This window comes from Desulfosarcina sp., from assembly GCF_033791525.1.
Lineage (GTDB): Bacteria > Desulfobacterota > Desulfobacteria > Desulfobacterales > Desulfosarcinaceae > Desulfosarcina.
This window is the reverse complement of record NZ_JASJGN010000115.1, coordinates 1-8029: the sequence shown is the minus strand read 5'-3', so window position 1 is coordinate 8029 and position 8029 is coordinate 1. Positions and strand designations below refer to the sequence as shown.

Sequence of the window (8029 nt, the reverse complement as noted above, 5' to 3'; positions counted from 1 at the left end):
CACATTTTAGCTTTCGGTGGCTCAAGGTCCCTGATCCTGGGCCACCTGGACCGGGCGCTGTTCGGCAGCTGGTTCCGGGGACGTCGGCAGCCACTTCACCTGTTGGGATCGTCCATCGGCAGCTGGCGCTTTGCCGCCGATTCGTGCACGGATCCGGTTGCGGCCATCGACCGCATGGAAGACGCCTACATCCACCAAGCATACGACAAAGAGCCGACACCCCGCGATATCTCCGAGAAAAGCCGTGCCATCATCGACCATACACTGGGGGCCGACGGCCCCCGTGAAGTTCTGGGCCATCCGTTCAACCGGCTCAGCCTGCTGGCCGTGCGCAGCCGCCACCTGACCGCCAGTGAACATCGGCTTCCCCTGGCCCTGGGCCTGGCTGCGGCAGTGATGGGCAACGTGCTGGCCCGGCGCAGTCTCCCATGGTTTTTCCGACAGACACTCTTTTCGGACCCGCGAAACCCTCCGCCGTTTGCGTCGGCGGGCCAATGGCCGGATGCCGATTCGGCGCTCTCGCCGGACAACCTCAACCAGGCCCTGCTTGCATCCGGCTCGATCCCCTTTGTCATGGAAGGGGTTTTTGATATCGCGGGCGCCTCGCCGGGAGTCTACCGGGATGGCGGAGCCGTGGACTATCACCTGGACGTTCCCTTTGGCCTGAAAGGCAAGGGCATCGTTTTATACCCCCATTTCTCCGGCCGCATCATCCCCGGCTGGTTCGACAAGCACCTCCCCTGGCGCCTGCCGTCTGCCGCCAACATGGCCGATGTGCTGGTGGTCGCACCGTCTGAACGCTTCATTTCCCGCCTGCCCAACGGGAAAATAACCGATCGGAAGGACTTTTACCATTATGCCGGTGACGACAAGGCGCGATTTGCCTGCTGGCAGCAGGTGGCCGATGCCGGAAAAGGCTTGGCCGAAGATTTCCTGGATGCGGTGACGTCGGGCGATATCTGCCATCGGGTGCAACCCTTGGCGACACGCCCCCAATAATAAAGCAGGCGCTCACTTTTGCATCGGTTGGTATTGCGACAGCTATAATTATCAATTCGCTTATCTATAAAGACCAAGTTGGTCGGTTGACGGAACACCAGACTGTGTCATCCCGGAAGCAGCGAAGCGGATATCCGGGATCCAGAAAGTCAATTGAGCTTTGTGGATTCAGGCCTTCGCGGGAATGACACCACACTTTAAACCAGGTGGCTTAATAAAACCTCCGGTTGATAAATACCAGGATTCAAGAAGTCGCTTGAGCTTTATAGAGAACCGGAATTTTCAGTTTCCGCTTGGATTCACATTTTGCCGGCAAAACGCAACGGGCGTGAGGTCACATGCTCGAATGATTGAGAGTGGAATTGATTGATTATTATCGATGGGTGTTAACCGCCCCATCTTAGTCACGACCAAGAAGGGGCGGGTGGGATCACGATGGATTATAGCTTTTGTGGTTTACACAAATTTTCGTCCTTTGCGGCGCTGCGTCCACAGCCTTCGCAGTAATGCGTCGCCGGTTTGATAAGTGCAATATAGGCCCGCGGATCGTTGACTTGCAGTTCTTCTTCTACATGTGCGCATAAAGTTTTTGGTTTATCATCACTCATTGTTGCATACCTCCATTTTTGTCTGAAGAAGTTTTGTGTGCTTGTGCCGCCTGTGGAAGGTTATGAACTGATCTTTATCTATGCGGCATTATACGAGGATAAGCTAGACACTGGGTGGCACATGTCAAGCAATCCGTTCGAGGAGCAAGAGAGGCCTTTGTCCAATCACCCCGTCGTTATCAAGTCTGCTTTCCCATCATGGAACTCGCTAGCTTTGAAAACCCGGTGGTTGTTAAATCTACGGTACCAGGTCATGTATTCTTCTTCGGGACGCGTCCGTTCTTCCAATGTATCCCACACGTCTTGCGGCAGGTCCCAGTCAGCCGGCGCCATGTTCGCTTCCAATTGCTCGACGGTCTTGACACCGATAATCACCGAGGTGACAAACTTTTGCCCCAGGGGCCATGCGATGGCCAGTTTTTCGCTGGGGATCCCGCATCTTTCGGCGACTTCTGCGACGATGTCGGCAGTCCGGTAACCGTTGACATGCCAGAACCGCGGACCATCCACCTGGGTGCGAAAGAATGCGCGGGTGCCCTTCCCCGGTTTTTCCTGTCCCCGATATTTACCGGTCAACAGGCCGCCGCCAAGCGGACTAAAGCAGGTGATGCCGATACCGGCATCGATGGCAGCCGGGATGGTTTCCCTTTCCAGCTCCCTGTGAATCAAGCTGTAGATGTATTGTCCGGCAACCATTTTTTCTAAATTGTGCATTGCGGATATACCCTGAGCCTTGGTCAGTTGCCACCCGAAGAACATGCTGGACCCCGTGTAGCGGACCTTGCCCTGCCTCACGAGATCGTCCATGGCCCGCAGGGTCTCTTCGAAGGGTGTCACTGGATCAGGAACATGGATGTGGTACAGGTCGATATAATCGGTCTTCAGCCGCTTGAGACTTTTCTCACACGAGGCGATGATCTGTTTTCGGTTGGCGCCGAACTGCGTGACGGCCGGTCCGGAGGGGAGTGAGCATTTACTGGCGAGGATGAGCCCATCGCGGTTCAATTCAGGCATGAGACTACCTACGATCTCCTCGGATCGTCCGCCGGCATAGATGTCGGCAATGTCCAGGCAATTGCCGCCGAAGTCTATGTATTTTTCGATGATGGCGTGAGACGCTTTTTCATCGCATCCCCAATCGGGAGCCCCGAAGGTCATGGTTCCCAGCGAAAGGCGCGACATCAGCAGGCCGGATGCCCCAAGATAACGATATTTCATTGGAATCCTTTCCTCTTGTCCATGGACGGGTGACTGGTTAGCGGTTCATCCTCACTATACGGCAGTCTTGCTGATAAAGAGATAACCTGTGTGTTCCCCAACGTTGCATAAAAAACATGTCGAATAAATTTAAGGGCATGGAATTATAAATAATATGATGTTTTCAACATCTTAATCCGGACATAACCATTTGTTAATTCCAGGAACTTGGCAGTTTTTCTCCCTGTATTTTACCCTGCGGGAAAGCCTGAGCGCTCCAGATCTTTTGTTGCCAATGGTTCGCAGTAAATCGCTACAGCTCCACCCTTGCCGCCGCGGCTCTGAAACGCTCAGACTTTTGCAACGTTGGGGTGTTCACTTCACGTCGCGCACCGGCAGGACGCGGGTGGGGCCGGAATAAAACTGGCGCAGCCAGTAGACCTCGCCATGGGTGAAGTTAAAACGTGCCGCCTGGTTGCCACGCGTCTCCGAAGCCCAGCAAGTCTGAGCGGACGTGTTGATCAGGCGCGTAAGGTGGTAACCGTTTGGGTTTACCGCTTCAGGGTCATACAGGCTTTTAAGTTCAGCGATAGTCGGCATCCGCCAGTCGGCATGTCCCCCGATGCTGAATTTTTGGCAATAATAAAGAGCACTCGGCCAGTTGATCGGGCTTCCATTGTCCGTTGTCGCCCACATCAGGCCGGTTCGATTGTCGGTAACCGTGCCGTCAGCATGGTCCACAAATCGGTCCAAGGCAAGGACAGGCAGAACGAAAAAACCAACCAGCGCAAAAAAGCCAAAGCACCAAACCAGTTGTTGAAACCATTTCGTTCCCGGGAATTTTTTCATTTCGACCTCGTGGCTTGAAAGCGTGTCAAGAATGGTTGTTCTTCAGTTTATCCAACCTCTCCCTGGCTTGCTGCAAGTATACCCCGGCGTCGCTGTGCTCAAATAATGCAATGCTTTTCCGGTAGGCGTCCAGCGCCGCATCAGGGTTGTCGGCGGTCAGGTAGAGGTCGCCCAACTCGAGAAAGGAGCGGCCCTGCAGGGCAGTGGTCCCGAGCTCCTGCGCCGTGTGGATACAGGCCCGGTACCAGTTCAGTGAACGTTCGAAGAACACGGACGACCGGTCGGTCGCCTCCCGGCCTGGCGGTCGATCCGTCAGACGCAGCAATTGCGCGTATACCTGGGCCATGACAAATCCGCAGGTCAGATGGCGCAGCCGACAGCCGGCCGTGCCCCATTTTTCGATAAGCTGTTCCATGCGGGCGATACCTTCCTCGACATCGCCTTTTTGAAGGGCAATCAGGCTGAAAAAAAATCGGGCCGGTTCACCGACGAATTCGGCGCCATGGGCATCGCTGAAAGCCATCAACTGTTTGAGCAGCTTCAGGGCGGAGTCGAATTGCCCGTTGCTGATGCGGCCATAGCACAGCGCCAGGATTGGAAACTGAGCATACCAGGGATCGGCGGAAATGTGCACGGCTTCTTCGAAACTCTCCGTGGCCCGGGCCATATCCCCTGATATCAGGTGACTCCAGCCGTGGCAGCAATGACCCATGACCATGCTGCGGATATTGGTCTGATGCCTGCCGAACTCGAGCAGTCGGGTACCGATATCATAGGTGGCCTGCCGATCACCGCGGTGCCACAAAGCATAGCCTTTACCGGCAAGGGCGTGGAAATAGACATAGGGATCTTTTACCAGCCCCTCTTCGTAAAGCCGCTGGGCAGTCTGGCTACAATCAATGGCCTGATCGATTTTGCCCAACTCGCAGCACGGAAAGCTCATCCAGGTGTTGGCATAGGCCAGCAAACGGTTGTCGCCGGCCTTTTCACCCAGTGCCATCGCGCGTGAAAGGCATTCATAAGCCTCCATGAACCGGTGCCTGTGCCACAGTGCACATCCCCGCCAGGCCCAGTACATGCCCTCCCGTGAGGGGTCCGCTAAACCGTCGAGCAGCGGCTGGTATTTTTGAAACAGCTCCAGCAGTTCCCGGTTGCGGCCACGAAAATAATACACGAAGGCCCACTCATTGATCACATCCAGCATCAGGGCATTTTCTTCCTCGGACTGGGATTTCCAATCTTCCAGCAGGGCCCGGGCTTCCCTGAAGTATTGATCCGATTCCTCCAGTGCACAGCGCCGCAATGCTTTGGTGCCGGACCGGATCAGATAATAGACCGCCTTGGCGGTGGACAATCCCTGTTTGAAATGCAGGGCCAGCGTTTCGTAAAATTCATACAACCGGTCTGAAAAAATCTGTTCCATCACATGGGCGATTCGCTCATGCACCTGTTGCCGTTCCTTGCGAAGCAGGCTGCTGTAGCCGACTTCCTGGATCAGTGCGTGTTTGAACATAAATTCCATTTCAGGATGCAGCGCGCGGGTATGGACCAGGCCGCTGCGCTCCAGTTCGTATAAGCCATCTTCGATCCCATCACTGTACACTGATATACGCTTGAGGATATCGTACAAAAAGGCCCGGCCGGCGACCGATGCCTCCTGGAGAACGCGTCTGGCTTTCAGGCTGAGCTGGTCCAGCCGGGAGGCGATGACACCGTGAATCGTGGAGGGAACATCGGTTTCCAGAAAGGCCCGTTTCAACTGCCACTGGTCCTGTTGGAAAATCAATGCACCCGCATCGATCATGGCGTTGACCATCTCTTCCAGGTAAAACGGATTGCCCTCGGCACGTTCGCGAATCAGCCGGACCAGGTCCAACGGCAGCCGGCCGCTGTCGAGCAGTGATTCCATCATATCCTTGGCTTCGGAAGGCGAAAGCTCGTTCAACCGGATTTCCCGATAAACGGCGCCCAGCGCTTCGGATTGATCGCTGGTGAACATGCTGAACTGGGGGCGGTAGGTGCACAATAAAATGGACGGTGAACCGAATTCGGCCAGCATCGCGCGAAGCAGGTCGACGCCGGCGGTATCGGCCCAGTGAAGATCTTCGAGGCAGAAAACAGTGGGCTTGTCAGCGGCAATGGCGGACATGAGACGCGTGATGGCGGCCGTCAGCCGTTTCTGCCAGATCTCGGGACTCATGCCTTCGGTTTCGGGAACCTCGAGCCCAAGGAGCCCCTGGATGATGGGGATCTCCTCGGCGTCCGGTCCCAGTTTGGCGCCGACACGATCGGTGATCAGGGCCTTCAGGTCCTCGCTGGTGGCAATACCCTCGGGGTTGAGCCAGCGCCGCACCAGATCGAGCAAGGGGTAGTAGGGAATTTGTTGGGTGTGGGCGTAGGCGAAACCGGTGATCCAATTCCGCTCCTCGGTGGCGAACTCGGTTTCAAATTCATCGATCAAACGGCTCTTGCCGGTGCCGGCTTCGCCGATAATGGCGCAAATGGACCCATACCCCTGCGTCAATCGGTTCGTGGCTTCACGAAGCTGGGACAGCTCCAGCCGGCGACCCACCAGACGCGACTGCAGCCCCGTTTTTCTGCGAACCGTTACCGGGCGGTCCTTTACCCGTACCACCGCATAGGCTTGTATCACATCCGATTTACCCTTGACCTTCTGCGGCGGCCTAGCCGCAAAGTCAAATATGCCCGAGGCTTGCCGATAGGTTTCGGGACCGACCAGGATGGTGCCGGGTTCGGCCATGTCCGAAAGCCGCGACGCCAGGTTGACCGCATCGCCGGAAAGCTGGTAGGTGCCATCCTTGGGGCGGGGATTGACCGTGACCACCAGGCCGGTGTTGATACCGGTATGCATGCTGAACGGCTCATCTTCGGACACGGATTGGAACGGCTTTAGTGCGGCAACGGTCTGGTTGATTTCCCGGGCCGCCTTGATGGCGCGCACCGGATCGTCTTCATGGGACATGGGCAGGCCGAAAACAGCCATGATCCCGTCTCCGATGACCCGCTCCAGGTATCCGTTATATTTAAGCAGGATTGCGGATACCTTGGACTGGATGGCCGCCGACAGCGCTTGGATATCCTCCGGATCATATTTTTCGGACAGGGCCGTGTAACCGGTCAGGTCCGTGAACAGGATCGTCACATGGCGCCGCTCCCCTTGCCGGACCATGCCGGGCGCCGGGGTATCCGCGAGCGGTTCGCTTACACGCGGCCGGTCATTTTTCATCGCCGTCATCCGACCTCCGCAATCACCGCAATACTTGCTGCCGGGCGGATTGGGCGCACCACAGGTTGGACATTTTATGCCGATGGGACTGCCGCATTGCCGGCAAAACTTGGCGCCTTGATCCACCGTGGCCTTACACGTGGGGCAATTCATGGAAACCCTCCGGGATGATTGGATCGTTTCATCGCTTCATGTTCACTGGGATTGACACCGGTTGCATTCTTTCAATTCGAGCCCATCTTTACCCATACGTCAACTCCGGCAACTCAGGTTCAACGACCGGGTCAAAACAAACCATGGAAGGAGTCGACCATGCCACTTCAGGACAAAATGGACGAATACAAGAGGGGTTTTGAAGCCAAGGCCCCCAAGGAAGCCCTGGCCATCATGCACCGCGCCACCAAGGATCTCGCCGAATCCGGAATTCTGGCCAGAACGGTAAAGGTTGGCGATCTGGCACCGGATTTCGTGCTGAAAAACACCGGCGACCAAGATGTATCCCTGGGCGAGCTCACCGAACGCGGCCCGTTGGTCCTGTCCGTCTACCGGGGACGCTGGTGACCCTATTGCAATATGGAGCTGGACGCTCTCAACGAAAACGTGGAAGCCATTTCAAAACTCGGTGCCACCCTGGTGCTGATCTCTCCCAACACCATCGCACATAATCGAGCCATTGCCGAGGAAAAAAAACTGGCCTGCGACATTCTCAGCGACCCGGGCAATACCGTGGCCGCCCGCTACGGGCTGAGGTACACAATGGCCGCCGACCTCAAGGCGATTTACCAGCAGTTCGGCATCGACATTGAAGATTACAACGCTGACGCGTCGTGGACGCTGCCCCTGCCGGCCCGGATGATCATCGACACCGACGGGGTTATCCGCTATGCGGCCATCAGCGCCGACTACACGGTGCGGCCGGACCCGGAGGATACCATCGCCGCTCTGCAAAGCATCGTCTGAAAGCACAGGCGCTTTTTTCAGGCTATGCGCCTTGAGCACCGGAAGGGATATCGATACGTGGTCGACAACAGATCGATCATTGCTGAGGTTTCACTTTCGACTTTCCCGGAATCAATGTTTGGGTGGAGATGATCCCATCGATTTGACGCACCTTTGAGTGGACGAACTG

The 8029-nt window shown here is 56.2% G+C and carries 7 protein-coding genes and 1 pseudogene; 3 read left to right on the top strand and 5 right to left on the bottom strand.

Annotation, left to right across the window (positions count from 1 at the left end):
* On the top strand, positions 1-999 hold a 999-nt coding region (locus QNK41_RS05550; protein WP_319254600.1), incomplete at its 5' end, for a patatin-like phospholipase family protein.
* A gap of 440 nt (positions 1000-1439) precedes the next feature.
* Here the strand turns inward: QNK41_RS05550 and QNK41_RS05545 are convergent.
* The 5 genes and pseudogenes from QNK41_RS05545 to QNK41_RS22975 all read right to left on the bottom strand — a co-directional run.
* On the bottom strand, positions 1440-1607 hold the full coding sequence (locus QNK41_RS05545) for a hypothetical protein (protein ID WP_319254598.1): 168 nt from the start codon (positions 1605-1607) through the stop codon (positions 1440-1442).
* A 165-nt stretch (positions 1608-1772) separates the two neighbouring features.
* Entirely contained in the window at positions 1773-2825 is a 1053-nt protein-coding gene (locus QNK41_RS05540; RefSeq protein ID WP_319254596.1) for an aldo/keto reductase, read from the bottom strand.
* Positions 2826-3179: 354 nt separating this feature from the next.
* Entirely contained in the window at positions 3180-3653 is a 474-nt protein-coding gene (locus QNK41_RS05535; protein WP_319254594.1) for a DUF1566 domain-containing protein, read from the bottom strand.
* A 25-nt stretch (positions 3654-3678) separates the two neighbouring features.
* Positions 3679-6909, bottom strand: a complete 3231-nt coding sequence (locus QNK41_RS05530; RefSeq protein WP_319254593.1) for an AAA family ATPase — start codon at positions 6907-6909, stop codon at positions 3679-3681.
* A gap of 18 nt (positions 6910-6927) precedes the next feature.
* Positions 6928-7053: pseudogene (locus tag QNK41_RS22975) on the bottom strand (zinc-ribbon domain-containing protein); the annotation flags it as partial.
* 159 nt (positions 7054-7212) lie between these two features.
* On the opposite strand from QNK41_RS22975, the gene QNK41_RS05525 reads away from it, so the two are divergent.
* Positions 7213-7461, top strand: coding sequence for a hypothetical protein (locus tag QNK41_RS05525; protein WP_319254591.1), 249 nt, complete (start codon positions 7213-7215; stop codon positions 7459-7461).
* A 12-nt stretch (positions 7462-7473) separates the two neighbouring features.
* Positions 7474-7860: a redoxin domain-containing protein gene (locus QNK41_RS05520; protein ID WP_319254589.1), complete on the top strand. Its 387-nt coding sequence runs from the start codon at positions 7474-7476 to the stop codon at positions 7858-7860.
* Positions 7861-8029: the final 169 nt, after the last annotated feature.